Raw genomic sequence first — 25,933 nt, forward strand, 5'->3', positions numbered from 1 at the left:
GGGAGAATTGAATGGTAGAACGCATTAAAGAATTGACGGGAATCCAAAAAGTCGCCGTATTGCTTGTAGGTATGGGTCCTGACGTTTCCGTCGAAGTATTCAAGCGCTTATCTGAAAGGGAAATCGACCAATTGACGATGGAAATCTCCAATGTGCGCCAATTGAAGAACAGCCAGACAGAAAAAGTGATCAACGAATTTTATGAAATGGTCCTGGCGCAGGATTATATGAACGAAGGCGGGCTCAGCTACGCGCGGGAAGTTCTCGAAAAAGCGCTCGGCAAAGAAAAGGCCATCGACACGATCGGCCGCCTGTCAAATCGGCTTCAAGTCAAGCCGTTCAATTTCGCGAGGCGCTTGGATCCGGCCCGGCTTGTGACCGTGTTGCAGAACGAACAGGCACAGACGATTGCATTGGTGTTGTCTTATCTTGATCCAAAGCAATCTTCGCAAATCCTCTCGCAGTTGCCGGTTGAGCAGCGGGCGGAAGTAGCAAAACGAATTGCGTTAATGGAAAGTACGTCACCCGATGTTATCCAGCAAGTGGAACAAATTTTGGAGCGGAAACTATCTTCTGTGAACGGTGTCCAGGATTACGCAGTGACCGGTGGGGTGGAAGCGATTGTCCGCGTCCTCAACCAAGTCGACCGGAGTACAGAAAAAGCCATTTTGTCTGAACTTGAAAGCGGCAGCCCAGAGCTTGTCGCGGAAATCAAAAAACTTATGTTTGTCTTCGAAGACCTGGTTAAATTGGACGTGCGTTCAATCCAGCGGGTTATTCGCGAAGTGAGCGATGTGGAATTAAGCCTGGCATTGAAGGCAGCAAGTGATGAAGTTAAAGAAAGCATATTTAGAAACATGTCTTCAAGACGCTCAGAACTGATTAGAGAAGAGATAGAAGTGATGGGGCCTGTGAAACTGAAGGATGTGGAAAATGCGCAAACTGAAATCGTAGCGCTGATCCGCAAGCTTGAAGAAGAAGGCGAAATCACCGTTTCCCGGGAAGAGGGAGATGAACTGATTGTCTAATATCATCCGTAGCACCGAACAAAGCGGCACAAAAATCATCGGATTACGCAAAGTGGAAACTCGCCGGCCGTTCGAAGCTCAAGCGGATTCAGACATCGAGCAGTATGGCGAGCGATTGAAAGGCGAAGTCAACGGCCTGGAGCAGCAATTGGACACGCTGAGAAAACAATTGGCCGAAGAACAGCAACAAGCACACGCAGAAATCGCCGAATGGCGTGAAACCCAACAGCAACAAGCGCTAGAACAAGCGGAGCAACAGGCGCAAGCTGCCGCGGAAGCCGGCTTTCAAGAAGGCTTTACCCAAGGGCTCGCTCAAGCCGAAGTGGATTTTCTCCAAAAGCGCGAGCTAATGGAAAGCTTGATCGCTGCGGCTTACGAAGAACAGCGCCGCATCATCCGTGAATCGGAACCGTTCTTGCTATCGCTCAGCACCGAAATCGCGCGGAAAATCATCCGCAACGAATTGATGCAAGACGATGTGCAGCTCTTGTCGATTATCCGCCACGCGCTTCGGCAAGCGGACGATACGGAAGAAGTCGCTATCCATGTAGCGCTTGAAGACTATCCGGCGATGCTGCCTTTTGAAGACGAGCTGAAAAGCTATATACGGGCAGGCGCAGAACTTAAGCTGATGCCAGTCGCAGGGCAAACGCCTTCTGGGTGTACGATTCATACGAAAAACGGTTCGTTTGATGCGACACTCGATAGCCAGCTGAACGAAATCAAAAAGCAATTGCTCGTTTATTGTGAGGAGAAATCCAATGATGAAGCTGATAGATAGCGAATATTTGACGCTGCTGGAAGAAATCGAGCCGGTGAGAAAACACGGGAAAGTCGTCCAAGTGATCGGCTTGACCATCGAAGCACAAGGCCCAAACGCCAAGCTCGGCGAGTTGTGCTTATTGTATCCGAGCCGTTTTGACCCGCCGATCGAGGCGGAAGTGGTCGGCTTCAAGGAAAACAAAATCATGCTCATGCCATTGCGCGATTTGGCACAAGTAGGGCCAGGCTGTCTCGTCGTTGCAACAGGTGTGCCGTTGCAGATCCGTGTTGGCCCAGCCATTCTCGGGAAAATTCTCGATGGCACGGGTAAGCCATTGGATGACAATAAACTGCCGAAAGGCTTAAAGAAATATTCCACGACCAACACGCCGCCGAACCCGCTGAAACGGCCGCGCATCGACAAGCCTTTGGAAGTCGGCGTGCGTGCGATCGACGGTTTGCTTACGGTCGGGCAAGGCCAGCGCATCGGCGTATTCGCCGGAAGCGGCGTCGGAAAAAGCACGCTTATGGGCATGATCGCCCGCAACACCGAAGCCGATGTCAACGTCATCGCGCTGATCGGCGAGCGTGGACGTGAAGTGCGTGATTTCATTGAACGCGATCTCGGGCCGGAAGGATTGAAAAACTCGGTCGTCGTCGCGGCAACCTCCGACCAGACACCGATGCAGCGCATCAAAGGCGCATTGACGGCCACGGCGATCGCGGAGTATTTCCGCGACCAGGGAAAAAACGTCATGTTGATGATGGATTCCGTTACCCGTTTTGCCATGGCGCAGCGCGAAGTGGGTCTTGCGGTCGGTGAACCGCCCACTAGCAAAGGTTATACGCCGAGTGTCTTTGCATTATTGCCACGTTTATTGGAGCGTTCCGGCACTTCCTCCAAAGGATCGATTACGGCATTCTACACCGTCTTGGTCGATGGCGATGACATGAACGAACCGATTGCCGATGCGGTGCGCGGCATCTTGGACGGCCATATCGTCCTAGACCGTAAATTGGCGCAAAAAGGGCAATTCCCGGCGATCAATATCATGGCCAGCGTGAGCCGTATCATGAATGAAGTGACGACGCGCGACCATCAAAGAGCAGCGACTGAATTGAAGCGATTGCTCGCAGCTCACGATTCCGCAGAAGACTTGATCAATATCGGGGCCTATAAAAGCGGCGCCAATAAAGAAATCGATGAAGCGATTCGCGCATACCCGTTAATACGGAATTACCTACAGCAAGATATATACGAGAAGGCCGAATTGGCGGAAAGCGTCGACCGGCTCGCACAACAATTTGGAGGTGCTGAAACGTGACACGATTCAATTTCCGATTCCAGAAAATTCTCGACCTGAAAGAAAACGAAACACAGCTGGCACAAGTGGAGATGGCCGAAGCACTGAAAAAAGAGCAGGCCGTCCGTGAACAAAGTGAAGCGTTGCACAGCAAAATCACCCAAGCGGAAGAAATGAAAAAAGCAAAAGAACAAAAAGGCATTCCGATCTCCGAGCTGCGCATGCTAGAAGAATACATCCACCAACTCTATGAGCAGTCGTTCATGGCGAACCGAGAAGTCGCGAACCACGAACGCCATGTCTCAAGAAGCCAAGATGCCTTAAAAGAAAAAGCGCGTGAAGAAAAAACCTGGGGCAATTTAAAAGAGCAGAACTACGCCGCCCACCAGAAAGAACATCAAGCGGCAGAGCAGAGCTTTTTCGATGACCTGGCCGGCAGCCGCTATTATCGCCTCGGCAGAACCGGTGACGCACAGTGAACGCACTGGTGTCTGCATTAACCGGCCGGCCCGCTGCATCCGCAGCTGCTGTGAAAACGCCGGCAAGCAATGAGCCCGCAGGACAGTTTGGGCAATTGCTCATGGCGTTATCGAAAGAACCGGCGCAGCCGATAGTGGAGCCTGAAACCGCACTAGAAGAGTTGCCGATGAAAGAACTCGCAGCGCTCCTCGAGCAATTATCGGACATGCCTAAAGAACAATTGATCGAAGAGCAGCAGGCTTTGCAATACGCAGTGTTCCAATTGCTTGCAGATGTCAACGGTGAGCAGCTTCAGCAAGCTATCGAAGCCTTTAGTTCCGACGAAGAGGTGCAGGGTGAATTGGCTGCGCTGGTAAAACAAATAAAATCCTTATTGCTGACTGCTAAAGAATTCGTACAGCCCGCGGGATTTTCGGGGGTCGCGGAAAAAGAAATTGCCTCAGCTGAAGCGGCGCCGGAAGAAGCGCTGCGCCCGCTCATCGAGTTGGCTGCGCAGCTGAAAGAAGAAACGCTTCCTTCAGAAAAGCTGCTGTTATTGAAAGAGCTCACGCCGATTAAAACGGAAGCGCGCCTGCCATTTGCACAGACGCCTGCCGCCTGGTTGCACGCGCTGTCGAAGGACAGCACTCAAGCTAACAATGCGGTTGAACAGCAAGCGCCTGAGACGCAAGCTGCGAAAGCGGTGCCTGCAGAGGGCGAAACGATTCCAAAAGCGGAAGCAGTTCAAGCTGCAGCTCCTGTGAAAACAGAAGGGCAAGTGCAGGCCGCTGTGCTTCCCGCTGCTCTTGCTGATCAAAAGCCAGTGGATGTTCCGGTTCGGCAAGTGCCGGTGCAGAAGCTGTCAGAAACACTCGCAGAATGGATCAGCTCACCGGCCCGCTTGAGCACTGGTGGAAATGAAACGCGCTTGCGTATCAATATTTTTCCTGAACATCTCGGCCATCTGGAGATTTTGGTAAGCACGGCAGGCGGCAAAGTCAGCGCACAAATCATCGCGAGCCACGGCACAGCGAAAGAAGCCGTGGAGTTCCAATTAAATCAATTGCGCATGTCACTGTCTCAGCAAGGTGTGGAGATCGATCGCTTGGAAGTGCGGGAAGAGCGCAATTCATCTGAATTCCAACAGCACGAACGGCAGCGGGAATCGCCTTTCGCGGATGCGTCTGGAAATAGCGCTGGCCGGCGCGGCGGAAGCAGCGGTGAATCCGTTTCGGATGATGCTGATATACCGCAGAGGCGCCAGCGTGAAGCTGTTTCAGCCAATGGCCAAGTGAATTATACCGTTTAACAAAGGGGACTGATTGGATGAATATCACCACAGCAACGACGGCGGCGAACCAGCCGGCGGCAGCTGCAGAAAAAACAAAGCCGGATGCACTCGGGCAAGACGCTTTCCTGAAAATCCTGATCGCCCAGCTGAAATACCAGGATCCGATGGAACCGCAAAAAGATGCAGAATTTATTGGGCAGATGGCACAGTTCAGCAGCCTCGAGCAGTTGACGCAATTGAATAAGACGATGACAGGCTACGCCGGAGAAGGCGGGAGCGCATCGCTTGCAGGTTCTGCCCATTTGCTCGGGACCGAAGTCAGCTGGTCGGCGAATGAACAAGCTGGCACCGGCATTGTCAAAGCAGTCACGATGAAGAACGGTGAGATCATGGTCGAGCTGGAAGGCGAAGAAACGAAGATTCCATTGTCGGCTATTGAACGGATTGAACAGCAAGGCGAAATCAAAAACGAACAGGCGGCCGAGCAAGCTTAAACTTGCAGCCAGCTGAAAGGGGAAATGAAAAATGTTGCGTTCCATGTACTCCGGGATTTCCGGCATGAAAAACTTCCAGGTGAAATTGGATGTTATCGGTAATAATATTTCCAACGTCAATACGGTCGGATTCAAGAAAAGCACCATCACGTTCCAAGATCTATTGAGCCAGAACATGTCCAATGGCGGGGCAAATCCGATGCAAGTGGGCCTCGGTTCGACCAGCGCTTCTTTGAACGTCAATCACAACGCCGGTTCAGCGATGTCAACAGGCGTCGGAACGGATTTGACGATTATGGGTGATGGGTTCTTTGTCGTACAAGATCCGGAAGCACCTGGCGCTGAGGGGCAATATTTAACGCGTGCAGGTAATTTCACGGTGACAGCTGAAGGGAATCTGGTAACAGCTCAAGGCTATAACGTATTGGGCGATGATGGACAGCCAATCAATATCAGCGGCTACGATTCTTACACAATCAACCGTCTAGGCGAAGTCATTGGAAAGCAAGCGGATGGCACAGAGGAAGTCGCAGCGAATATCGGTATTGCCACTCCTGAAAATCCAGCTGGCCTGCGCAAGTTTGGCGGTTCTTTGTATGAAATGACCAATATCGCAAGCCCTGGTGGCCTGGTGATTGAAAATGCGGCACAAGCGGGAACTGAAATCGGTTCTGGCATGTTGGAAATGTCCAACGTTGACCTTACGGAAGAGTTCACGGAAATGATTATCGCGCAGCGTGGTTTCCAAGCGAATTCACGGACCATCACGACTTCCGATGAACTGCTTCAGGAAGTTGTGAACTTGAAACGATGATAAAACCAGCCGAACGGAGTGAAGCACAATGATTCGCTTAACAAGATTGAACCGTTCTGAAATCGTCTTGAATGCGGTTTATATTGAGCGCATTGAAGCCATGCCGGACACGGTTGTTACGCTTACTACCGGAAGAAAAGTGCATGTGTTGGAGCCAGTACGGACAGTGATTGACTTAGTATCGGCTTATTACCGTGATATCAACATCCTGCCGAAATTGCACGATGCACCTAGGGAAGAGTAAGGAGAGTCAATATGGAAACAAATTTTTCAGGCAGCAACACAGAAGCCCTGAGCAGCAAAAAAATTCATACCTATGATTTCAAGAAGGCCTTGCGGTTTTCACAAGACCAGATCCGGACGCTATCCCGCATCCACGAGAATTTTGCGCGTCTGTTGACTTCCTACTTTTCGACACAATTGCGCACCTACGTGCAAATTACTGCTGAAAAAGTGGAGCAAGTGTCTTATACAGATTTCCTCGAGAATATTGAGAAAAAGTCGATTCTCGGCGTATTCGAAGCCTCTCCGCTCAATGGCAGCATGGTGATGAAGTTTTCGCCGGAAGTGGCATATGTCATGTTTGACCGCTTGCTTGGCGGTCAAGGAAATGTGGGGCAAAAGCCGAGTGATTTGACCGAAATCGAAATCAGTGTCATCAACCGGATCTTTGCCCAGTCTCTGGGTTGCTTTCAGGAAGCTTGGACATCGGTCATTGAGCTAACACCCGAATTAAAGGAAGTGGAAGTGAACCCGCAATTCTTGCCGATGGCTTCGCCGAATGAAACGGTCATCATCGTTAAATTACAGGCGAAGATTGGCGAAACGGAAGGCGAGATTCAGTTATGCCTGCCGCATTTGGTGCTAGAACAGGTCTTGCCGAAATTATCTGCACGCCATTGGCTGGCAAGCCAGAAAAAAGCAGTCGAGCATGAGGAAGTGGAAGTGCTCGAAAGGCGTCTCCACGCAACGAAGATGGACGTAGCGGCAGTGCTGGGCGAAGTGGCAATCGATATCAAGGATTTTCTGGACCTGAAGAAAGGCGATATTCTTCGCTTAGATGAATCAATTGATGCGCCGGTAAAGCTGTATATCGACCAGAAGCAGAAATTCCTTGCACAGCCGGGAATTTCAAAAGGCCGCTTGGCGGTACAAATTACAGGCTTGTGTGTGGAAGGGGAAGTTTGCGATGAAGGATGAGCGCCTATCGCCTGAAGAGATGAAAGGGCTGCTGAATAAAACAGACAATACGGTCCCAGAGGAAACTTTGGGGGGCCACGAACTTAGCGTATTGAAAGAATTGTTCTGTACAGCGTTCGGCGGCACCGCTGCCCTTCGCGACCCACTGTTTCCGGAAACGGCAGCCATCAAAGGGCCGGTTTGGAGCGTAAAGAGCAAGGATGAGCTGTTTGCTGAAACCGAGACGCCGGTCTACGTTGCGCTCGGTGAATATAGCGGCTTGTTGAAAATGCCGCAAATCGTCACGCTCGACCAAGCAGAGGCGGATGCGGTGGCTTCGGAGCTGTCGGATGAAACAGACAGCGATAAGCTGTTTGCGGCAGTCCAGGATATGCTCATGCGCCTGTTCGGATCATCAGCGGCAGCTTTGTCGATGGTGAGCGGCCAAGAGATCGGCTATTCCTTATCGGGTATGGACATTCTGGAGGCAGGTCAGAAGTTTCCGTTCACTCATTTCACGAAAGAGCAATGGTTTGCTGAAGCGCTGTTTACGCTGACTGTCGGCGACCGCCAAAATGTAGCGTTCCGCATGTATTTGCCAGCCGGACCGTGCCGAGAATTGGCCGAAGAGCTGGCAGGCTGCGAGCAAGCGGAAGAAACGAAGGAGACACAGGATATGTCATCAAATGAACAGCAACAACCAGAAAAAACTTCACAGCCGGCGAATGCTAACGGGCCGAACGTCCAGTCCGTCCAATTCTCGAGCTTTGATGAGATCGCCGCTGAACAATCGGCGCCGAACAACCTCGACATGCTCTTGGACATTCCGCTGCAAGTGACGGTGGAACTTGGCCGAACGAAGCGGATGGTCAAGGAAATCCTCGAGATGTCGCAAGGGTCGATTGTCGAACTCGACAAACTGGCAGGAGAGCCGGTGGACATCCTTATCAACAACAAACTGATCGCTGTCGGCGAAGTGGTCGTCATCGACGAAAACTTCGGCGTGCGGGTCACCGATATTTTAAGTACGGCAGAGCGCATTTCCAAATTGCGTTGATGCAAGGCGAAGGAGTACGGCAAGTGTGAATTACAGACAATGGATTTTACTACTTATAACGCTCGCTGCCCTTTGGTTTGCTGCACCGGCAATGGCGTCTGCGGATACGGGAAATGTAGCCGATTGGCTGAAAGAAGACCCGGCAAGCGAAACGGAACCGGCAGAAGCGGAAGCGGTGCCGGAGATCGAAGAGAAAAGTTTCGCTGCGATCATCGGGCAATTGATTTTCTATACCTTGCTGATCGCCGGATTGATTTACGGGCTCATCAAATTTTTGGCCATGCGCCAAAAAGGGGTGCAGTCGCAGCATGCGGTCCAGTTGATGGGCGGCTCGCCGCTCGGCCAGAACAAATCACTGCAGCTGGTCAAAGTCGGAGGCCAATTTTACTTGATTGGCGTGGGCAACGAAGTGACGCTCATCAAGGAATTTTCGGGAGAAGCGGAGATCGCCGCTTTGGAACAAGACTTGGATCAACAGCGTCCAGCTGCATCCGCGTTGTTCGGCAACGGTGGCAAAGCGAAAGCGCCATTCACGAATTTCGAGCAATACTTCGCCCGCAGTTTGGACAAGCAAAAAGAACGGCGCTTGTCTTTCGGCGAAAAGCGCACGGATGACGGGGAGGACCAGCGATGATCCCAGAATTATTATTGGCCATTCCCGGCATCTCACTCGATAATACCGATCCCGGAGATGTCTCGACGACTTTGCAATTATTATTGATGCTGACAGTGTTATCGCTCGCACCGGGCATCCTGATCATGATGACGAGTTTCACGCGCATCATCATCGTCTTGAGTTTCGTGAGGACAGGGCTCGGGACGCAATCGATGCCGCCGAACCAGGTGCTGGTCGGATTGGCGTTATTTTTAACCTTTTTCATCATGGCGCCGGTCGCGACGGAAATGAATGATACCGCGCTCCAGCCGTATTTGGACGAAGAACTGAACCAGGAAGAAGCGCTCGATGCCGCCATCTTGCCGATCAAGGAATTCATGGCGCAGCATACGCGTGAAAAAGATTTGGCGTTGTTCTTCAAATACGCCGAACTGGAAAAGCCGGACGGCATCGAAGGCATTCCATTGACTTCGCTGATCCCGGCATTCGCACTTAGTGAATTGAAGACCGCTTTCCAGATCGGCTTCGTCATTTTCATCCCATTCTTGATCATTGATATGGTCGTCGCATCGACTTTGATGGCGATGGGGATGATGATGCTGCCGCCGGTCATGATTTCACTGCCTTTTAAAATCTTATTGTTCGTCCTGGTGGATGGATGGTACTTAATCATCGAATCGCTGCTTGTCAGCTTTTAGCGAGAGGAAGAATTTATTTGACGCCGGATATGGTCATCAAACTAGCAGAACAATCCATTTACCTCATCATTCTCATATCAGCACCGTTATTGCTCATCGCACTGGGAGTGGGGCTATTGGTCAGCGTTTTCCAGGCCATGACCCAAATCCAGGAGCAAACTCTGGCATTCATCCCGAAAATACTGGCGGTTTTTCTGTCGCTCGTCATTTTCGGCCCCTGGATGCTGACGATGCTCCTGGATTATACGCGCGATTTGTTCGAGCAGCTTCCACGGTTTATCGGATAAGCGCCGATGAATGATGTTCTTAATCTGCTGCCGTTCTTCCTGCTCGTGCTCATCCGCCTCACCGCTTTTTTCCTGATTGCGCCGCTGTTTGCGATGAGGGGCGTGCCCAATCAATTCAAAATCGGCATCGCCGCTTTTCTCGCGCTGACGGCGACGACCGCTTGGGCTCCGGAAACCGCATTGGTGCTCGATGGCAGCTACACTTTGCTGATTTTCAAGGAGCTGGCGGTCGGCTTGGCGCTTGGCTTTACGGCTGCGCTTTTGCTTTATGCGGTGCAAATCGCCGGAGCGTTCATCGATTTCCAGATGGGCTTTGCCATCGCCAATGTCTTGGATCCGCAGACGGGCGCCCAAGTGCCGATCATCGGGCAATTCAAATACACGCTCGCGCTGTTGTTCCTATTGACCGTGAACGGTCATCATATGATGCTCGACGGCGTGATGCAGAGCTTGCGCGCCCTGCCGGCGGAAGAGTTTTCGTCGGTCGGCGCGGAATCCATCGCGCGTTTTATGACCGATTTGTTTATTGAAATGTTCATCATCGCTTTTCAGATTTCCCTGCCAATCGTCGCGTCGTTGTTTTTGATCGATGTGGCACTGGGCATCCTGACGAAAGCCGTACCGCAATTGAATATCTTTGCGGTCGGATTGCCGCTGAAAATTTTCGTCGGCTTTGTATTGTTGCTCTTGACGATGAGCGTGTTCTTTTATTTGCTGCAGGTCCTCTTTGAAAAAATGATGGTCAGCATGGGCGAATTAATCAGCTTATTGGGAGGCGGATAGGATGAAACGCTATCCATTAAACCTGGACCTGCAGTTTTTTGCCGGCGAAAAGACCGAAAAGGCAACGCCCCAAAAGCGCCAGGAATCACGCAAGAAAGGCCAAGTGGCCAAAAGCCAGGAAGTCGCGGCCGCACTCATCATGCTCGGCGGCATCCTCGTCCTGAGTTTTCTCGGAGAGTGGATGCTCGATCAATTGCTGGCCATTTACCGCATCAATTATATCCAATACATCAGTTGGGATATCACGCCAGACACGATCCGGCTCATGTTCGAACAACTGGCCATGGATGCGTTCTTGGTCATTGTGCCGATTATGTTGGTTGGAGTGGTCTTCGGATTTCTCGGAAACTACATGCAGGTCGGACCGTTGTTTACGGCAGAACCGTTGAAAGCGAAGCTCGAGCGGCTCGATCCGATCAAAGGCGCCAAACGGATCTTCTCGGTTCGTGCGCTTGTGGAACTGGCCAAATCCTTGATGAAGATTGCGATTGTCGGGGGCGCGGCGTTTGGCGTCTTGTGGTTTGGACAGGAAGAAATTTTCTCGCTGTCGCGGCAAAGCCTGCGCGACTCCCTGAGCCTCGTCGGCGGCCTCGTCCTCCAGATGGGCATGGTCGCGGCGCTCATCTTGCTGTCTTTATCAACGCTCGACTATATGTATCAGAAATACGAGTTCGAAAAAGGCATCCGGATGTCCAAGCAAGACATTAAAGACGAATATAAAAAAGCGGAAGGCGACCCGTTGATCAAACAAAAGATCAAGGAAAAGCAACGCCAAATGAGCATGAACCGCATGATCCAGGATTTGCCGAACGCTGACGTCGTCATCACCAACCCGACCCATTACGCGATCGCGATCCAATACGACGCCGAAACGATGGAAGCGCCGAAAGTCATTGCGATGGGAAAAGATTTTACGGCGCTCAAGATCAAAGAAAAAGCGAAAGGGCTCGGCATCGTGACAATGGAAAACAAGCCGCTCGCCCGCTCGCTCTACGCACAAGTGTCAATCGGCGATTCCGTGCCGGAAGAATTATTCCTCGCGGTCGCCGAAGTCCTGGCTTATATCTACGCTTTGAAAGGGAAGCTTTCATAAATGTGTATATAAACTGAACTAAATGAAGTAAGAACGGATCAAGAGTATTGAATAAATTTATACGCTATAGAGTTTTAAGAAGTAGAACTTTTCAATCCGCCAACTATCAGTGAAATATCTGAGTGTTTGGAGAAACGTCCGCTCGACTCCTGTGGGATCAGCGGGTTTGAGAGACCCCGCAGGAACGCAGTGACGAGGAGGCTCGATTCCCGCCCCACGGAAAGCGAGCGGTAAGCTTCGGAAAACACGGTTTCCCAGGAATTCCCAAAATATAACTTCAACATACATAGCAAACCGCAACACGAAAGAGGAGGAAGCAGTTTGAAATTCAGAGATTATGCGATATTGGTATCGGTGATCATGATTGTCATCATGATGGTTATCCCGCTGCCGCCGCTGTTATTGGATATTTTAATCATGATCAATATCAGCTTGGCGCTGACCATCATCCTGGTGGCGATGAACACACAAGAACCGTTGCAGTTCTCGATCTTTCCGACGCTCCTCCTGCTGACGACTTTATTCCGTCTTGGCTTGAACGTCTCGACGACACGCTCGATTCTGACCAATCAAACGGGCGGGCAAGTCATCGAAACCTTCGGCTCGTTCGTGGTCGGGGGCAGTGCCATCATCGGGATCTTGGTGTTCTTGATTTTGGTCATCATCCAATTCCTCGTCATCACCAAAGGTTCGGAACGGGTAGCAGAAGTTGCGGCCCGTTTCACGCTCGATTCGATGCCCGGTAAACAGATGAGCATCGATGCCGATCTTGGAGCAGGGATGATTTCTGACCGCGAAGCGAAAACGCGCCGCGAAAAAGTCGGCCAGGAAGCCGATTTCTACGGCGCAATGGACGGTGCTAGTAAATTTGTTAAAGGCGATGCCATCGCCGGCATCATTATCACCATCATCAATATCATCGGCGGCTTGATGATCGGCGTCGTCGTCCACGGCTTGCCGATTGGCGAAGCGGCACAATTGTTCACCTTGCTATCGATCGGCGATGGACTGGTCAGCCAAATCCCGGCGCTGTTGATTTCGACGGCAATGGGGATTGTCGTCACCCGTGCCGTATCGGATGGCAACCTCGGATCCGATATTACCCGTCAATTGTTCGCTTTCCCGAAAATGCTGTACGTCGTCGCTGGAACGCTGATGATGCTTGCAGTTTTTACACCCATCAGTCCGCTGTTGATTATGCCAGTCGCTGGCGTCATTGCCTTTAGCGCCTTTAGGATGCAAAAAACGCTCAACGCCGAGGAAGCGGTCGAAAAAGACAGCGACCCGGGCGAAAAAGAAGCGGCCGATCTGAAAAGCCCGGAAAGCGTCACCGACCTGCTACATGTCGATGCGATCGAATTCGAGTTCGGTTACGGCTTGATTCCAATCGCTGATAAAAACCAGGGCGGGGACCTCTTGGACCGGGTCATCATGATCCGCCGCCAATGCGCAATGGAACTCGGCATCGTCGTGCCGGTCATCCGCATCCGCGATAATATCCAGCTGCAGCCGAACGAGTACGTCATTAAGATCAAAGGCAACCGGGTCGCGCGCGGCGACATCATGCTAGACCATTATCTCGCGATGAGCCCGGGCGTCGATGATGAAAACGTCTTTGGCATCGAAACCGTCGAGCCTGCGTTTGGCATGCCGGCGTTATGGGTTGATGAAGACATGAAAGAAGAAGCTGAGATGGCGGGCTACGCCATCGTCGATCCACCGTCTGTCGTCTCGACGCATTTAACGGAAATTATCAAACGCCATGCGCATGAACTCGTCGGCCGCCAGGAAGTGAAATCATTGATCGAAAATATCCGTGATTCTTCTCCAGCCGTCGTCGAAGAATTGATTCCCAATTTGATGAGCATCGGCGAAGTGCAAAAAGTACTCATGAAATTATTGAAGGAAAAAGTGTCGATCCGCAATTTGCTGGTCGTCTTGGAAACCTTGGCCGATTACGCGCCGCAGACAAAAGATGTCGATTTGCTAACGGAATACGTGCGCCAGGCACTCGCGAGACAAATCACGCGCCAGTATGCGCCTGATAACGAGGCATTGAAAGTCATTACGGCAGGAGCAAGCTTAGAGAAGAAATTCGCCGATTCGGTCCACCGCACCGAGCAAGGCAATTACCTGTCGATCGATCCGGAATCGTCCCAGACGATTTTCCAGAAAATCACCGAGCAGGCAGGTCAGCTGCAACAAAACGGCGTCCAGCCGATCCTGCTCACTTCGCCTGCGATCCGCATCTATATGCGCCAGTTCGTGGAACGCTTTGCGCCGGATCTGCCGGTATTGTCCTATAACGAATTGGAGCCTGAAATTGAAATCCAAAGTGTTGGAGTCGTGAATATCCCATGAGATTAAAAACCTACCGAGTCGCTACGATGCCTGAAGCCATGGCGCTCATCAAAAGAGATTTGGGCGATGATGCCCTCATCCTCAATACGAAAAAAGTGAAGACCGGCGGCTTGTTCGGCTTGTTCCGAAAAGACTGCCTGGAAGTGACCGCAGCAGCCGAAACGGCGGAACAACCGGAACCCCAAATTGTTTCGCCAATTAAAGAGCAAGCAATGCCTGCTGAAGCGCCAGCGGCAAAAGGCCAGGAAAACGATGCGTTGCTGGAAGAGCTGCAAAGTTTGAAGCGGCTCATGATGCACGAAGGGCCGGAAGATCGGCTGCCTGAATCATTGCGTCCATTGCGAAGCTTGCTGGAAAAGCAAGGTGTCGAACAGGCGGTCCAGACAGAGCTGCTCGCCAAATTGCTGCAGGCATCAGAAAATGAAGCGCCGGTACAGGAGGCGTTCCATACGGAGCTCGTCCGCTTTATTGAACAGCATCAACAGGCCGTCAAAAATGAATCGCCTTCGATTGCCTGCTTTATCGGGCCAACAGGTGTCGGCAAAACGACAACGATCGCGAAAGTGGCAGCTGAGCAATTGCTGGAACATAAACGCACCGTCGGTTTGATCACCGCCGATACGTATCGTATTGCAGCCGTGGCGCAATTGAAAACTTACGGCGAAATCCTGGATGTGCCGGTCGAAGTGGTCGAATCGCGTGAACAACTGGCCGGAGCACTTGATGCCTTAAAAGCCTGCGACGTCGTTTTGATCGATACCGCAGGGCGCAACTACCAGCAGGCCGAATACATTGAAGATTTACAGAAGCTGCTGCCGGAAACGCAGCATATCCATACGACTCTAGTATTGAGCATGACGGCAAAATATGAAGACATGGTTCAGATCATCGGCAACTTCGAAGCGCTGTCGATCGATGAGTTATTGTTGACGAAAAAAGATGAAACGGCTTCTGCCGGGGTCATCCTTAATTTATTGCACCGCTACCGGATACCGCTTCGCCGCATCGCGACAGGGCAAAACGTGCCGGATGATTTGGTTGCGGCAACGCCTGGGCGCATCGCTGATTACATTGCAGGGGAGCTGCGCCATGCGTGACCAGGCCGTTCAGTTAAGAGAGAAGATGTCCCGTAAGAATACGAAGCCCAGCATACGCAATACGCGTGTGCTGGCTGTGACAAGCGGGAAAGGCGGCGTCGGCAAATCGAATTTCACCTTGAATTTCGCGCTCGCATTGATCGAACAAAGGAAATCGGTGTTGATCATCGACGTCGATTTGGGATTTGCCAATATCGATATCTTGTTCGGCCATGCGCCGCGCGAAACGATTGCGGGCATGCTCGACAAGCAATTGGCGATCGAAGACGTGATTGAGCGCGGCCCGCTCGGCTTGCAGTTGATTGCCGGAGGGCAAGGGTTTTCGGGATTGTTTGAACTCGATGCCGATAAAATGAAACGTTTTATGGAACAGCTCGGCAGCCTGCAAGGAAAAGTGGATTTTGTGCTGCTCGATACAGGAGCGGGATTGTCGGAGAACAATATGCGTTTTCTGCTCGCAGCGGATGAAGTGCTGTTGGTCACGACGCCTGAACCGACGTCGGTCACCGATGCCTATTCGGTCGTCAAGATGATGCACGCCAAAGACTCGGACCTAGCCATCCGCCTCGTTGTCAATCAATGCACCGACGGCAAAGAAGGGCGGCAGACAGCCGAAAACTTTGCGGAAGTCGCACAGCGCTTCTTGGATAAAGACATCCGGACGCTCGGCATATTGCCATCAGATCTCTATGTGCCGCAAGCGGTGAAAAAGCAGGAACCGTTCTTGTTGGCGCATCCGGGCAGTTCGGCGAGCAAAGCGATGCGTACGCTCGCGGCACAGTACCTGGAGTTGCCGTCGCCATTCAAGATCGGGCTTCGGGGATTCGTCATGAAATTATTCTTCAAATAAAGGCATAGCGGAAGTGGGGTGGACAGCTTGGTAAATCAGAAATTGTCGAATGCAGAACTAGCGCAATGGGGCAACTGGCAGCAGCACAGGGACCAGGATGCTGGCGATTATTTAGTCGCGAAGTATTTGCCCTTGGTGGATTATGTGATTCAACGCTTTCTTATCAGCCTGCCGAAAACCGTTGACAAAGACGAAGTCCGAAGCTACGCCTACGAAGGCTTGCTGGACGCACTCGATAAATTCAAGCCGGAGAAAGACTGGAAATTCGAAACCTATGCCGCGTGGCGGATCAAAGGGGCGATCATTGATGGCCTCCGGAAAAGCGATTGGCTGCCGCGTTCATTGCGGGACAAAGTGAAGAAAATCGAGAAAGCGTACGCCGAACTGGAACAACAAAAAGGCGAAAGTGCCAGCGACCAGGAAGTGAGCGAATACTTGGGGATGACCCCGGCAGAATTGAACCGCGCCGTCTCGGAAGCTGCCTTGTCGGCAATGCTGTCGATGGATGACGACCAGGCGAACTTGGAAGAACGCATGCCGCGCGCCAGTAGCGGTTCACCGGAACGCGAGCTGTCTGGGCAGGTGACCAAAGAGGCGTTAGCGAAAGCCATTGCCACATTGCCGGAAAAAGAGAAATTGACGGTTTCGTTATGTTATTTTGAAGAAATGAAGCTGACCGAAATCGCGGAAATTCTCGGCCTCAGCGTTTCGAGGGTGTCGCAATTGCATTCGAAAGCGATGCTCCGGCTGCACGCAGCGATGCTATCGGTCCATGAACATTATTAATCGAGGGAAAGCAGGGAGCAGATGGTAGCACTGTTGATAGTGGTCAGCACTTTATTGTTATTGCTGAACGTCAAACTGATGATGTCGAGAAAGCTGATGGTCGAACAGGAATCCGAACGGCTCGAAGCGGCCATGGCGGAATTCATCACAGCCGTCGAACAGGAAAATGATGCCTTATACGATAAACTGATGGACCGGCTGGAGCAGACGGAAGCGAAAATGGCGCAGTGGGAGAAAGCGGACCATAAAGCAGAAGAGCCGAAAAGCGCAGATTTCTCCGCCGATCAGCCTCCGGTGGAAACAAGCCGGCGCGAAAAAGTGAGGCAGCTCACGAAACAAGGTTTCTCGGCTGCCCATATCGCGAAGCTTCTGGAGTTGCCAATCGGCGAAGCGGAAGTCGCCGTCCAATTAGAGAAGAAAAGACAGATTCGATAGGTGGGACATGGAGATGCGCATTGATGCAGCAAGGCCTAGGCCTTCGGAACAACCCAATACAGCAATTGCCAAACCGCCAGGCGGCGCATTTGCAGAGGCCATGAAACAGTCGCGGACTGAGCTGAGGCGGGATGCGCTCACGCCGCTACTCGCGAATGTCGAAAAGAGCGGAAAACGCCTCGCAGAACACCGGACTCTGGAGAATTTGGTTGCGTATAAACAATCGATTAAGCAATTTCTCGGAGAATCGCTTCGCCACGGAATCCAGTTGAGCGACCAAACTGCATCCGGTTTTGGAGAAGGGGCGCCGCCTCAACAAATCGTAAAGGTCATCGACGAAAAAGTAATTGCGCTTCAGGATCAATTATTAGATAATGAAGTGGAATATATTGGCATACTGGAAACAGTAGGGGAAATAAAAGGCTTGCTGCTCAATCTGTATATGTAACAAGCTTGGGGAAAGGGAGAAACAATGTGAGCGATAACCGCAGGGAATTTTTTCGCGTGTCTTTTGTCCGCGCGATTACTGGAAAGGTAGGGCTTTCTGAAAAAGAAGAGGTTCTTGTAGATATTTCCAGCTTGAGTGCCGGAGGGCTCGTTTTTGAAGCCTATCTTGATTTCGCGCTGTATGAACAGGTCATCTGCAGCTTCGAATTGCTCGGCGAACCTTTCCAATTGGAAGGAAAAATCATCCGAAAAGTGGCCAAAGAGCATAATTTTGAATATGCAGTGCAATTCAATGCTGGCCAGCGTTCTGTATCAAAATTATTTCAGCAATTAAATACATACCAGATCCGCAAAAGAAAAAGCGTGTTGAACGATTAAGTAAAGGAAGGCTCCGGCCTTCTTTTTTTCATGCAGGAATATAGATGTCTCGAATCGAAAGTAATGGAAGATGGATGAGGAGAGGGGATCGAGAAATGCGGGCAGGTGAACATCTTCTGAATGTATGGCGGCGCTTTGACGGGTTGCCGATGGATAATTTGGTGAAAGCCTGGAATTACGAACGGGCTGGATTGAAAAAGCAGCGCAGCGTTGAGCAAATGCGGGAGCATCGTGAAGCGCATGGGCTTGGCGGAAATTGCTTCGACTTGGCGCTTTGGCTGATGGCGGAATTTCGCGAGGCAGGAATCGAGGCATATGCGGTCGGTTCAGAACTCAGCACAGAAGGAGCGCATGCAGCGGTATTGGCACTTGATGACACGGGCAGGCGTTTTCTGTGTGATTTAGGAGACCAGTGGATACAGCCGATTTTAGTGGATACTCAAGATCCGGCTTTCTCGGATGCTCCGCAATCAGGATTTTTTCCAGGAGCGGACGTGCAGTTGTCGGCTGAGCCGGATGGCATGACGATCATTTATCAACGGCCGGGCGGCAAATTGTCGGTGCAGAAATATTCACTCGACCCAGTCGGCGAAGAAGCCTTCTGGGAGGCAGCGGAATATTCACAGCATCAGCTCGGCAAAACGCCGCTCATCGAAGTCCGTGTCCCTTTTGAAGGCGAAGTGGCACATTGGGAGTTCGGCGATTGGCACAGCGAGCTCAGCACTAGCAAGGGCTTGTTCCAGGAAGAGCCTGCGCCTTCCTTTGACGCATGGGTGGAGCGCATTCATGAGCGGTCAGGGTATGACCGCGATATAATAGAAGAAGCACTCGCATTTTACAAAAGCATGGACTGAGCAAAGCAAGGCAAGGAGGCAAAACGCATGAACACCAATTCATTACCAAAAGAAATCCAGACAGAGCGGCTGAAGCTGGTGCCTATCACGGAAGAACTGTACCGCAATTTATACGGCAGCTACGAAATGGGCGCGCATATCAGCCTGCATTTGGATGATTTGAAACAAGACCAGCGGCTTTACGGCTGGGGCGCATGGATCGCTTTCGATCGATCCGGCGCGCCGGTTGGCGATATGGGGTTTAAAGGGCGTCCGGATAAAGCCGGAAAAGTGGAGATCGGCTACGGCGTAAAAGAATCTTTTCAAGGGAATGGCTACGCTACAGAAGGCGTGCAAGGCTTGATCGATTGGGCTTTTTCATTTCCGGAAGTGCGTGAAGTGACGGCGGAATGCTACGAAGACAATATGCCGTCGATCCGTGTGCTCGAAAAACTGGGGTTTGAACGCACCGCGCAGTCAAAAGAATTGGTGTTTTGGAGATTGCGCGATGGCTATTGAAAAAATCGCCTGCGTGACAGAAGAGGGCGCGCTGACAGGCGTCGCGACTCGTGATGAAGTCCACCGGCAAGGTTTGTGGCACGAGACTTTTCATTGCTGGGTGGTCTCAAGAGAATTGGGCCGCACCCGAATTCACCTCCAGTTGAGGAGCCAGGACAAAGCGGATTTTCCCGGGCTTTTTGACATTACGGCAGCGGGCCATATTGCAGCGCATGAAACGATGAAAGACGGCGTGCGTGAAATCGAAGAAGAGCTTGGCCTCACGCTGGCGTTTGAGCAATTGACGCCGCTTGGTGTAGTGAACGATGAGATTTCACTGCCTGGATTCACCGATCGTGAGCGGGCTTACATTCATTTATACGAAGGCACGCAAATGGATTTGGCGGATTATCGCCTGCAGCCGGAGGAAGTAGCGGGCATGGCGGCTGTCGATTTTCAGGCATTCTTTGAATTGTGCATGAAGCAAACGGAGACCATCGATGCCTTTGGGTTTACTGAAACACAAGAAGGCAGGCAACCGTTCCAGCAAAAGCTCAGCTTGTCCGATTTTGTGCCGCATCAACCGGATTATTGGAAGCAAGTGGCGATTCGCATCCGCCGGCAATTGATGGATAGTTAAACAGAAAAACAAAAAGCGCTTGTATGGAAATTTTCCATACAAGCGCTTTTTTAGGTTGTCAAAACACGCTGAAGTCTTCTGATTTCAAGTCAGTGATGAACATATGCCCTGGTGCATGGGTGATCATCAAGGAAGGTCTGCTTTCCATGGCGACAGCTTGAGGCGTGACGCCGCAAGCCCAGAAGACCGGCACTTCTCCTGGCTTGATTTCCACCGCGTCGCCGAAATCGGGCTTTGTGATGTCTTGGATGCCGATCGATTCGGGATTGCCGATATGGACGGGCGCACCGTGGACGTTCGGGAAGCGGCTCGTCACTTGGACCGCGCGGACGATATCTTGTTCTTTGATCGGGCGCATACTGACGACGGTCGGGCCTTGGAAGCGGCCAGCTGGAACGGCAGGAATCGATGTCTTATACATCGGCACGTTGCAGCCTTGTTGCTGATGGCGCATCGGGATGCCGTTTTGTGTCAGCGCTTCTTCGAATGTAAAGCTGCAGCCAAGCAGGAACGCGACCATGTCGTCAGTCCATAATGAGCGGATATCCGATGTTTCTTCCGTCAATACGCCGTCTCGGTAGACACGGTATTTGGGGATGTCGGTGCGCAAATCGGCGGTCGGCGCAGAAAGGGCCGGAACGAACGAACCGGGTTCTGTGACATCGATGACCGGACAGGATTTCGGATTGCGCTGGCAGAACAGCAGGAACTCAAACGCCATGTCTTTCGGCAAAATGGCCAGATTCGTTTGGATGAATCCCGGGGCGAAGCCGGAAGTCGGTGCTTGGAATTCGCCTTTTCGGATGGCGCTGCGCAGCTCTTCTGGAGATGTGAATTGCATGATTCAATCACTCCTTATTTAAATAATTGCGGGATGCCGTTCAATAGCGTATAGCCGCCCATCCATGACATCGCGATGACGATGACGACACCGAAGATTGTCATCCACAGCGGGTGTTTGTAGTCGCCGACGATTTTCTTTTTGTGTGCGGCGATGAGCATGACGCCGAGTGCGATCGGCAAGATCAAGCCGTTGAGCGAGCCGACAAGCACGAGGATCAGGACCGGGCGCCCGATGGAAATGAAGACGATGGTCGAGATGACGATAAAGCCGATGGTCAAGTAGCGGTGATATTTCTCGAGTACCGGGCTGAATGAACGGATGAACGAAACAGATGTGTAAGCAGCGCCGACAACCGAAGTGACAGCAGCTGCCCACATGACGACGCCGAAGATTTTATAGCCGATATTGCCGGCGGCGAGCTGGAACACTGACGCTGGCGGATTGGACGGATCGAGCGCAAGCCCTTGCGAGACGACACCGAGTACGGCGAGGAACAAGATGACGCGCATGATCGAAGCGACACCGATTGCGTAGATGGAGCTGCGTGTCACTTGCGGCAAATGCCTTTTGCCGGTCATGCCGGCATCGATCAAGCGGTGGCCGCCGGCGAAAGTGATATAGCCGCCGACCGTTCCGCCGACAAGCGTGACGATGGCGAAAATATCGATCGTGTCAGGTACGAAAGTTTTCGCAACGGCTTCGCCGACAGGCGGCTGTGCCGTAATCATCACGTAAACAGTTAAGGCGATCATGACAAATCCGAGAATCTGGGCGAAGCGGTCCATGGCGCGGCCGGCTTCTTTGACCATGAAGATTCCGACCGCAAGCAAGCCGCTGAGACCGGCGCCGAGTTCCGGAGAAATGCCGAACAGCACATTCGTACCGAGCCCGGCACCGGCGATGTTTCCGATATTGAAGGCGAGGCCGCCGATGACGACGAGAAACGCCAGCACATAGCCAAGGCCTGGCAGCACATCATTGGCAATGTCTTGTGCACGTTTGCCGGAAATGGCGATGATGCGCCAGATATTTGTTTGCGCACCGATATCGATGATGATGGAAATGAGGATGACAAAACCGAATGAAGCCAATAAGGTTTCAGTGAAAACGGTCGTTTGGGTCAAGAACCCTGGCCCGATAGCAGAAGTTGCCATCAGGAAGGCAGCGCCGAGAAGTACGCTGCGGTTGGTGTTTTTCATCTTTTTGACATTGTTCATGGAAGTTCCTCCTTAGGCGGTGTTAGACGATTTTCTGGATATGTTGGATATCGATTCCCGCCTCTTTCAAGGAACTGGAAATATGCAGCGCGAACTCTTTCGCGGTCTTGCCGTCGCCATGAATGCAAATCGTTTCTGCCTTCAGGGCGGTTTCGGTGCCTTCTGTGTTGATGACTTTGTTTTCTTTGACCATGCGGATGACTTGCTGGATCGCAGCGTCCGGATCGGTGATGAGCGCATTGTCTTGGCTGCGCGGGGTGAGCGTCCCGTCCGGTTGATACGTGCGGTCGGAAAATACTTCATTGGCAGTGCGCAGGCCGATCTTGTTGCCGGCTTTGACGATTTCGCTGCCCGATAAGCCGAACAGCACCAGTTCTGGGTCGATTTTATAGACCGCTTCCGCAATCGCTTCGGACAGTTTTGCATCGCCCGCTGCCATATTGTACATGGCGCCGTGCGCTTTGACGTGCTGCAATTTGCCGCCCTCAGCTTTCACAAATCCATAAAGCGCGCCGATTTGGTAGATGACAAGGTCGTATACTTCCCGTGGCGTGACGGCCATATGGCGTCGCCCGAATCCAGCCAGGTCTTGAAGTCCAGGGTGGGCGCCGATGCCGACATTTTTCTCGAGTGCGAGCTTGACGGTTTCGCGCATCGTCGCTGGGTCTCCTGCGTGGAAGCCGCAAGCGATATTGGCGGAAGTGACGTAGTCGAGGATCACCCGGTCGTTGCCGAGTGTATACGTGCCGAAGCTTTCGCCCATGTCACAGTTCAAATCTACTTTGTGGTTCATGTCCATTCCTCCCGTTTCATTTGGATAGCAATTTTCAATTGGCGGATCTGCTGTTCCTGCTCGATATAAAGCTGTTGTGCATCATCCGCGGATATGTGGCGGAACTTGAGCGATTCGCCGGGTTTCAATTGGCTGATCAGCGGCAAGTCGACCGATGCGACTTGGCCGATTTTCGGATAGCCGCCGGTCGTCTGGCGGTCGGCGAGCAAGACAATTGGATTGCCGTCTGCCGGCACTTGCACGGAGCCAAACGCCACCGCTTCCGAAATCAATTCTTCCTGCTTTTCGAGCGCCAGCTCAGGCCCTTCCAGGCGATAACCCATGCGGTCCGAATTGGCAGAGACGGTAAAGGTTTCCTCGAATATGCGCAAGCGGCTCGCTTCATTAAAGAGCGCGTACTGCCGGCCTGGCATCATCCGGACAATCGGCTGCTCATGGTAGCGGGCAGGCGGGATAAGCCAATCAGGCGTTTGGGCGTTTTGGTTTTTCAAGGCATTCAAGCGTGCAGGCGAAATGGGGAGCGTCTTTAAACTATCGCCATTTTTTAGCGCGCGCCCTTGGAAGCCGCCTATGCCTGCCCGTAAATATGTCGAGTGGCTATTCATGACGGGCGGAACGTCAAAACTGCCGGCTACCGCCAAATAACTGCGTGCGCCGCGCTTCGGTTCGCCGAACGACAAGATGCTGCCTTTTCGGACGAAATGGCCGCGCCACATGGCCAGCGGTTCCCCGTCGAGTGAAGGGGAAAGATCGCCTCCGCAAATGGCGATGAAATGGTCGGCTTCGAACTCGATGACCGGCCCGGATAAGGCAATCTCCAAGGTTGGGGAGGTTTCCGCATTGCCCGCGAGCAAATTGGCGATGCGGTGGGCAAACGGGTCCATGACGCCGCTTGCGATGACGCCGTAGCGCTGGAAACCCGTGCGGCCGAGGTCCTGGACCGCTGTCTGCAGTCCACTTTTACGAATGTTCAGCATCTCGCTTCGCCTCCTGTTCGCGATATTCGGCTTCATCGATTTGCGTGAAGCGGATTTCATCGCCTGCACGCAGCAAGCTCGGAATGTCTTGTTCCGGAACGAACAGTCGCAGCGGCGTCCGGCCGATCAATTGCCAGCCGCCCGGTGTTTCGATCGGGTAGACGCCGGTTTGCATGCCGGCAATCCCGACGGTACGTTCTGGGATGCGCAAACGCGGTGATTTTCTGCGCGGGGCGGCAATTTTTTCGGACATGCCGCCGATGAACGGAAACCCTGGGGCGAAGCCGATCATGTGAACGCTGTAGATGCCGGACGTGTGGATTTCGATGACTTCTTCTTCGGTGAGGCCGTTATGCTCCGCGACAAAGCTGAGATCAGGGCCGAAATCACCACCATAGCAAACTGGGATTTCGATTTGACGTGGTGTGGGTGCTTCGACATCATCTAAATGGGCCGCTAGGAGCCGCAATTCCTGTTCAACTTCTGCTTGCCTGATCTGGCACGGGTCGTAAAAAACGGTCACTGTCGTGAATGCCGGGATGAATTCAACTAGCCAATCCGGTTTTTGCTTTTCCAGAAGAGAAGACAGTTTGCGCACAGCTTGTTCCGACTCTTTATTGATAATGGTGCCAGTTTCGATGACCAGCGCCTGTTCACTGAGTGGGGAAAATGTGAATTCCAAAAGTTCACCTCATCTGCAGATTATTCTGAATACTTTAACAGTATAATGCTTTTCCCTAGTGAATGAAAGTGGAGTATAGTCGGAGTTTATCAAATGGATTTAACATTAATTGGCGGAAATCGGTGAATGGAATCAATAATTTGGCCCAGTGAACAGGAGGAATGTGGAAATAGAAAAAGGAAGCGCTTTCGAAATGGAGGTAGAGAATGCTATTCAAATAATAGCATTTTATAAAAACCCGATGCCTCAGAAGCGGGCATCGGGTCAGTAAAGCTTATTCTTCAATTTCGATCGGCTGCGTCACATCAGCTCCGTCAAAAAACTCAGCGGAAATTTCAGCGATGGTGCCGTCTTCAAGCATTTCATCAATCGTGTTGTTGACATTTTCGACCAGTTCATCGTTGCCTTTGTTCATGACCATGCCGCCTTCAGAAGGACGGTATTTAATCGTCGGGTGGATGACGATGTCGAGTTCCGGGAACGCTTCGATGGCGAGCGTCTGCAAATAATAATCGTTGAGGATGACATCGGTGCGGCCGATTGCCACATCGCGTAAATAGGTTTCATTCGTCGCATTGTCATACGTCACTTCTTCAGCTCCGTAAGAACGGGCTGTTTCCATATAGACGGATGTTGAAGCGCCGGCTGCTTTTTTGCCTTCGAGATCTTCTAGCGTTTCGATGCCGGAAAGGTCGCCTTCGCGGACGATAGCAGTACCGTATGAGTATTTGAACGGCGTGGAGAACACGAATTTCTCCTTGCGGTCTTCGTTGATCTCGATATCGTTCGCTGCGATATCAACTTGGCCGGTCTGGACGGATGTCATCATCTCGTCAAAGCCCATTTCAGAGAATTCCACTTCGAGTTCGAGGCGTTCAGCCATTTCACGGACCACTTCGACTTCAAAGCCGGTCAATTCATCGGTGCCTTCCTCGCGGTACGAAGTCGGATAAAGGGTGCCGGATGTCGCAACGGTCAATGTGCCTTGTTCTTGGATCTCATCCCAAGCGCTTGCAGTGTCAGCGGTTTCTTCGCTGTCGCTTCCGCATGCGGACAAAGTGAGTGCTGCAGCTGCAGTGAGTGCGGCGACAGAAAACTTAGGTGTCATGATTTTATTCAAAAGAAGCTCCTCCTGTCTTGTCATACTTATGTAAAACATAGCACGACAAGCGCTTTCAGGAAAGCCGGAATGCTCTTGAAAATAAAGTTTCAATTATCTGATTATTTAAT

At 51.9% G+C, this 25,933-nt stretch carries 31 protein-coding genes; 25 read left to right on the top strand and 6 right to left on the bottom strand.

What is annotated here, in order from left to right:
* Positions 1–11 precede the first annotated feature (11 nt).
* The 25 genes from fliG (at position 12) to DFR62_RS12575 (ending at position 20,190) form a co-directional block, all read left to right on the top strand.
* Positions 12–1,028 carry a flagellar motor switch protein FliG gene (gene fliG, locus DFR62_RS12455; protein ID WP_121300692.1) on the top strand — a complete coding sequence of 339 codons (1,017 nt, stop codon included), beginning with the start codon at positions 12–14 and terminating at the stop codon, positions 1,026–1,028.
* A complete protein-coding gene (locus DFR62_RS12460) occupies positions 1,021–1,809 on the top strand; it encodes a FliH/SctL family protein (protein ID WP_121300693.1) in 789 nt (262 codons plus the stop codon). The genes fliG and DFR62_RS12460 overlap by 8 nt, the downstream gene beginning before the upstream one ends.
* Positions 1,793–3,115, top strand: a complete 1,323-nt coding sequence (gene fliI / locus DFR62_RS12465) for a flagellar protein export ATPase FliI (RefSeq protein ID WP_121300982.1) — start codon at positions 1,793–1,795, stop codon at positions 3,113–3,115. Before DFR62_RS12460 ends, fliI begins: the two co-directional genes overlap by 17 nt.
* A complete protein-coding gene (gene fliJ / locus DFR62_RS12470) occupies positions 3,112–3,573 on the top strand; it encodes a flagellar export protein FliJ (protein ID WP_121300694.1) in 462 nt (153 codons plus the stop codon). Before fliI ends, fliJ begins: the two co-directional genes overlap by 4 nt.
* Entirely contained in the window at positions 3,570–4,862 is a 1,293-nt protein-coding gene (locus tag DFR62_RS12475; RefSeq protein ID WP_121300695.1) for a flagellar hook-length control protein FliK, read from the top strand. Before fliJ ends, DFR62_RS12475 begins: the two co-directional genes overlap by 4 nt.
* Positions 4,863–4,879: 17 nt before the next feature.
* Positions 4,880–5,338: a flagellar hook capping FlgD N-terminal domain-containing protein gene (locus DFR62_RS12480; protein WP_121300696.1), complete on the top strand. Its 459-nt coding sequence runs from the start codon at positions 4,880–4,882 to the stop codon at positions 5,336–5,338.
* A 31-nt stretch (positions 5,339–5,369) separates the two neighbouring features.
* Complete coding sequence (locus DFR62_RS12485; protein ID WP_121300697.1) at positions 5,370–6,152, top strand: flagellar hook-basal body complex protein; 783 nt, start codon at positions 5,370–5,372, stop codon at positions 6,150–6,152.
* A gap of 28 nt (positions 6,153–6,180) precedes the next feature.
* The gene (locus DFR62_RS12490) at positions 6,181–6,396 is read left to right on the top strand and encodes a flagellar FlbD family protein (RefSeq protein WP_121300698.1); all 216 of its coding nucleotides are present in this window, start codon (positions 6,181–6,183) and stop codon (positions 6,394–6,396) included.
* Positions 6,397–6,407: 11 nt separating this feature from the next.
* Positions 6,408–7,352, top strand: coding sequence for a flagellar motor switch protein FliM (fliM, locus tag DFR62_RS12495; RefSeq protein ID WP_121300699.1), 945 nt, complete (start codon positions 6,408–6,410; stop codon positions 7,350–7,352).
* On the top strand, positions 7,342–8,388 hold the full coding sequence (gene fliN, locus DFR62_RS12500; protein ID WP_121300700.1) for a flagellar motor switch protein FliN: 1,047 nt from the start codon (positions 7,342–7,344) through the stop codon (positions 8,386–8,388). Before fliM ends, fliN begins: the two co-directional genes overlap by 11 nt.
* Positions 8,389–8,413: 25 nt before the next feature.
* Complete coding sequence (locus DFR62_RS12505) at positions 8,414–9,022, top strand: flagellar biosynthetic protein FliO (RefSeq protein WP_241663145.1); 609 nt, start codon at positions 8,414–8,416, stop codon at positions 9,020–9,022.
* Complete coding sequence (gene fliP / locus DFR62_RS12510) at positions 9,019–9,702, top strand: flagellar type III secretion system pore protein FliP (protein ID WP_058382070.1); 684 nt, start codon at positions 9,019–9,021, stop codon at positions 9,700–9,702. The genes DFR62_RS12505 and fliP overlap by 4 nt, the downstream gene beginning before the upstream one ends.
* A 17-nt stretch (positions 9,703–9,719) precedes the next feature.
* Positions 9,720–9,989: a flagellar biosynthesis protein FliQ gene (fliQ, locus tag DFR62_RS12515; protein WP_058382069.1), complete on the top strand. Its 270-nt coding sequence runs from the start codon at positions 9,720–9,722 to the stop codon at positions 9,987–9,989.
* Positions 9,990–9,995: 6 nt separating this feature from the next.
* Entirely contained in the window at positions 9,996–10,772 is a 777-nt protein-coding gene (gene fliR / locus DFR62_RS12520) for a flagellar biosynthetic protein FliR (RefSeq protein WP_121300701.1), read from the top strand.
* Position 10,773: 1 nt separating this feature from the next.
* Positions 10,774–11,865, top strand: coding sequence for a flagellar biosynthesis protein FlhB (gene flhB / locus DFR62_RS12525; RefSeq protein WP_121300702.1), 1,092 nt, complete (start codon positions 10,774–10,776; stop codon positions 11,863–11,865).
* A 321-nt stretch (positions 11,866–12,186) separates the two neighbouring features.
* Entirely contained in the window at positions 12,187–14,226 is a 2,040-nt protein-coding gene (gene flhA / locus DFR62_RS12530) for a flagellar biosynthesis protein FlhA (protein WP_121300703.1), read from the top strand.
* The gene (gene flhF / locus DFR62_RS12535; RefSeq protein WP_121300704.1) at positions 14,223–15,323 is read left to right on the top strand and encodes a flagellar biosynthesis GTPase FlhF; all 1,101 of its coding nucleotides are present in this window, start codon (positions 14,223–14,225) and stop codon (positions 15,321–15,323) included. The genes flhA and flhF overlap by 4 nt, the downstream gene beginning before the upstream one ends.
* Entirely contained in the window at positions 15,316–16,173 is an 858-nt protein-coding gene (locus DFR62_RS12540) for a MinD/ParA family protein (protein ID WP_121300705.1), read from the top strand. The genes flhF and DFR62_RS12540 overlap by 8 nt, the downstream gene beginning before the upstream one ends.
* 27 nt (positions 16,174–16,200) lie before the next feature.
* Positions 16,201–16,959 (top strand): FliA/WhiG family RNA polymerase sigma factor, encoded by a 759-nt coding sequence (locus DFR62_RS12545; RefSeq protein WP_121300706.1) that lies wholly within the window; start codon positions 16,201–16,203, stop codon positions 16,957–16,959.
* 21 nt (positions 16,960–16,980) lie between these two features.
* Positions 16,981–17,394: a DUF6115 domain-containing protein gene (locus DFR62_RS12550; RefSeq protein ID WP_121300707.1), complete on the top strand. Its 414-nt coding sequence runs from the start codon at positions 16,981–16,983 to the stop codon at positions 17,392–17,394.
* A 13-nt stretch (positions 17,395–17,407) separates the two neighbouring features.
* A complete protein-coding gene (locus DFR62_RS12555; protein WP_158290799.1) occupies positions 17,408–17,842 on the top strand; it encodes a YaaR family protein in 435 nt (144 codons plus the stop codon).
* Positions 17,843–17,868: 26 nt separating this feature from the next.
* Positions 17,869–18,219, top strand: coding sequence for a PilZ domain-containing protein (locus tag DFR62_RS12560; protein ID WP_058382060.1), 351 nt, complete (start codon positions 17,869–17,871; stop codon positions 18,217–18,219).
* Between the two features lie 95 nt (positions 18,220–18,314).
* A complete protein-coding gene (locus DFR62_RS12565; RefSeq protein WP_121300709.1) occupies positions 18,315–19,073 on the top strand; it encodes a hypothetical protein in 759 nt (252 codons plus the stop codon).
* Between the two features lie 27 nt (positions 19,074–19,100).
* The gene (locus DFR62_RS12570) at positions 19,101–19,571 is read left to right on the top strand and encodes a GNAT family N-acetyltransferase (protein ID WP_121300710.1); all 471 of its coding nucleotides are present in this window, start codon (positions 19,101–19,103) and stop codon (positions 19,569–19,571) included.
* Positions 19,561–20,190, top strand: coding sequence for an NUDIX hydrolase (locus tag DFR62_RS12575; protein WP_121300711.1), 630 nt, complete (start codon positions 19,561–19,563; stop codon positions 20,188–20,190). The genes DFR62_RS12570 and DFR62_RS12575 overlap by 11 nt, the downstream gene beginning before the upstream one ends.
* A 58-nt stretch (positions 20,191–20,248) precedes the next feature.
* Here DFR62_RS12575 and DFR62_RS12580 read toward each other — a convergent pair whose 3' ends face one another.
* From DFR62_RS12580 to DFR62_RS12605, 6 genes are all read right to left on the bottom strand, one after another.
* Positions 20,249–21,031 carry a putative hydro-lyase gene (locus DFR62_RS12580; RefSeq protein WP_121300712.1) on the bottom strand — a complete coding sequence of 261 codons (783 nt, stop codon included), beginning with the start codon at positions 21,029–21,031 and terminating at the stop codon, positions 20,249–20,251.
* Between the two features lie 14 nt (positions 21,032–21,045).
* Complete coding sequence (locus DFR62_RS12585; RefSeq protein WP_121300713.1) at positions 21,046–22,251, bottom strand: NRAMP family divalent metal transporter; 1,206 nt, start codon at positions 22,249–22,251, stop codon at positions 21,046–21,048.
* Positions 22,252–22,273: 22 nt separating this feature from the next.
* Entirely contained in the window at positions 22,274–23,044 is a 771-nt protein-coding gene (locus DFR62_RS12590) for a LamB/YcsF family protein (protein ID WP_121300714.1), read from the bottom strand.
* A complete protein-coding gene (locus DFR62_RS12595; RefSeq protein ID WP_121300715.1) occupies positions 23,041–24,021 on the bottom strand; it encodes a 5-oxoprolinase subunit C family protein in 981 nt (326 codons plus the stop codon). The genes DFR62_RS12590 and DFR62_RS12595 overlap by 4 nt, the downstream gene beginning before the upstream one ends.
* On the bottom strand, positions 24,005–24,703 hold the full coding sequence (pxpB, locus tag DFR62_RS12600; RefSeq protein ID WP_121300716.1) for a 5-oxoprolinase subunit PxpB: 699 nt from the start codon (positions 24,701–24,703) through the stop codon (positions 24,005–24,007). Before pxpB ends, DFR62_RS12595 begins: the two co-directional genes overlap by 17 nt.
* Positions 24,704–24,977: 274 nt before the next feature.
* The gene (locus DFR62_RS12605; protein ID WP_407951622.1) at positions 24,978–25,823 is read right to left on the bottom strand and encodes a transporter substrate-binding domain-containing protein; all 846 of its coding nucleotides are present in this window, start codon (positions 25,821–25,823) and stop codon (positions 24,978–24,980) included.
* Positions 25,824–25,933: the final 110 nt, after the last annotated feature.

It is taken from the genome of Planococcus citreus (assembly GCF_003664125.1).
Taxonomy (GTDB): Bacteria; Bacillota; Bacilli; order Bacillales_A; family Planococcaceae; genus Planococcus; species Planococcus citreus.